The organism is Psychrobacter sp. AOP5-GZ1-6 (assembly GCF_052376345.1).
Lineage (GTDB): Bacteria > Pseudomonadota > Gammaproteobacteria > Pseudomonadales > Moraxellaceae > Psychrobacter.
The window spans coordinates 1-1,179 of the sequence record NZ_JBQSVP010000277.1 but is presented as its reverse complement, the minus strand read 5'-3'; the positions used below and the strand labels follow the sequence as shown (position 1 = coordinate 1,179).

Sequence of the window (1,179 nt, the reverse complement as noted above, 5' to 3'; positions counted from 1 at the left end):
CCCAGTTGTTTCTTATCTAAATCTATCGATTAAAAATGATATTAATTAGTCAAACTTATCAATAAACTTAATTGTGAAATAACAAACTTATTTAATGAAAATTAATTATTATAAATTGTAGTAACAATATCTTATTGTGTAGAACTACATATTCCATTGATTTTTTACTCAAGTAAAACTACTACTAATTAACTGTAAGATATAAGCATTTTTCATACTAGTATTGGATTCTTTTAATAAAAGTATCCATGCCATACGCTAGAATGCCACTGTTTTTATTCTGTATTTTTTTTATCAACATCAATAACTGTGAGCTATCATGACATTTTTCTAAAGTTAACAAATATCCCCAAGCTTCTACAGGTGACGTGTGTTTTTCTATATAAGTGGCTAAATCTAGCTTTATCGTCTCATAGCTGGCATTGGTTGGTATGGCATTCAATATACCATCTATTGATTTTTTACCTACGTTTTTTATTCTACTTGCATTACTAGATAAGCTATTAAACTCTATAGCAGTCTTACCACTAAAAGATTGAGAAGATGATTGGTGTTGAGGTTTCTTAATTTTTTGGACTTTAGTAGATGCTTGTTGAGTAACAGTTGTCTTAGCTAATGCATTACTATCTGTTACTATTTCAATACACTCAAGCGTTAATAACAGCTCAAAAAGTGGCTCTATACCACCGCAATCAGCAAAAATTTTACTACGATCAAGTATATCGAGATAATTTTGATAAGCACGCTTTCCATCAATCATAATAAGTAGTGTTCGCGCTTCTCGCGGTAATACGCCTAAGTGCCTAGATTTAATCTCTAATCGGCCTAAGTCGCTTTTTTGAAATATTTCGCTACTATTCATTTTCAGCCCCATATTCAGGTAGGTATTCTTATCACAAATCATCAATTAAACAATTTTTTGGTTTGAAGCCACTAGATAGTCCAACCCTAAATTTTTATGAGTTGCTAAAAATGATTTTAAGCGTAAATATAATAGTTAATGTAACTTAAACCATTGATTTTAGTATATCAATCTCATCAATAGACTGTTAGCACTAATTAAAACCAATAGAATGAACGGTTGATATAGGATATAAAAGGTCATTAATGTCAATTTAAATGGAAAATTTGTTGCTATAGCCATAATATAAAACATTGAAGCACTAAGTTTAGTCATGC

1 protein-coding gene is annotated in these 1,179 nt (G+C 29.9%); it reads right to left on the bottom strand.

Annotation, left to right across the window (positions count from 1 at the left end; genetic code table 11):
* Positions 1-217: 217 nt before the first annotated feature.
* Positions 218-862, bottom strand: coding sequence for a hypothetical protein (locus ACT3RN_RS15720; protein WP_192520995.1), 645 nt, complete (start codon positions 860-862; stop codon positions 218-220).
* Positions 863-1,179 lie beyond the last annotated feature (317 nt).